At 74.8% G+C, this 1,357-nt stretch carries 2 protein-coding genes; both read right to left on the reverse strand.

What is annotated here, in order from left to right; all coding sequences use genetic code 11:
* On the reverse strand, positions 1-573 hold a 573-nt coding region (locus AC1DY2_RS19805; protein ID WP_476763966.1), incomplete at its 3' end, for a PfkB family carbohydrate kinase.
* 1 nt (position 574) lies between these two features.
* A partial coding sequence (locus AC1DY2_RS19810; RefSeq protein ID WP_476763967.1) for a septum formation family protein occupies positions 575-1,357 on the reverse strand: 783 nt, incomplete at its 5' end.

Raw genomic sequence — 1,357 nt, forward strand, 5'->3', positions numbered from 1 at the left:
CGCCTCGTGCTCGTTCACGACGAGCGGGTCGGCGGAGCGCAGGGTCGCCCCGCTGACCGGGGCTGGCGGTGCGAGGTTGAGCACGAACCGCACGCCCGCCTCGGCGGCGACCCTGGCGAGGCGCTCGATGGTCGCCACGGGCAGCTCGCCCTGGGTGAGCACCACGGATGCCGCCGCGACGCGTTCGCGCTCCGCGTCGACGACCGACGGCGTGAGCGCGAGGTTGGCGCCACCCGAGACGATGATGGTGTTCTCGCCCGAGTCGGCGACCGTGATCTGGGCGACGCCGGTCGGGGCATCCGTCTCGCGGTCGACCGCGTTCGTGGGCACGCCGAGCCGCTCGAGGGTCGCGAGTGCGAAGTCGCCCGCGGCATCCGCCCCGATGCGGGCGACCAGGTCGACGGATGCTCCGACGACGTGCGCGGCGACGGCCTGGTTCGAGCCCTTGCCGCCGAGCGCCACCTGGAACGCGTGCGAGAGGATCGTCTCGCCCGGCGCCGGGAACGTCTCGACGTAGCTCGTCGAATCGACGTTGAGCGAGCCGACGACCACGACCCGGGCGGATGCCGCCACGTCAGGCCGCGGGGCCGGGGCCCGCGATGCTCGCGGTGAGCGGTTCGCCGCCCGAGCGGTTCGCGAAGCAGTAGTAGGTGCGCTCGCCTGCGGCCCACTGCTCCTCGGTGACCGGGAACGCCGCCTGCACCTGCAGGTCGGTGATGCCCGAGATCGCGGCCTGGTCGATGACGCCGTCAGCGGTGCAGAGCAGGCCCATCTGCGACGCGATCTCGGCCTCGCCGGGGAAGGGCGCTGCCGCGTCGCCGGGGAGTGCGCCGCGGTAGACGAGCTGTGCGGCGTGCGGGGCCGCGCAGTCGACGACCGTGAACTCCTCGGCCCACGGATTCGCGTAGGGGTCGACGCACTCGCCGCCGAACAGCGTGTTCCAGGCGTGCACGCCGGCCGGCTGCGGGCCCGTGGGCGCGGCGACCGGAGTCTCGGTAGCACTCGGCGTGGCCGAGGGCGACGCCGCGTCGGGCGCTCCGCCCGATCCGCCCGACAGGAGGGTTCCGAGGTAGAACAGACCGGCGAGGACGAGCAGCACGGCCAGTCCGCCCGCGACCCAGATGAGCGTGCGTACGGTGCGCTTGTCACCGGAGCTCTTGGCGCCGGAACCGCCCGTGCCGGAGCCTCCCGCGCCGGAGCCGCCGGAACCGCGTGAGCCGGTGCCGCCCGACGCGCCATCGGTCGTGGTGCTCGACGATCGCGCGGTCGCCGCAGGCGTGGAGGCCGGGGTGGTCGGCTGCTGGCGGACGGGCGCTGCCGACGCGGGCGCGGCGTTCGCGGCCGGGCTCCACGCGTC

This window comes from Agromyces sp. P1_H4, assembly GCF_056405255.1.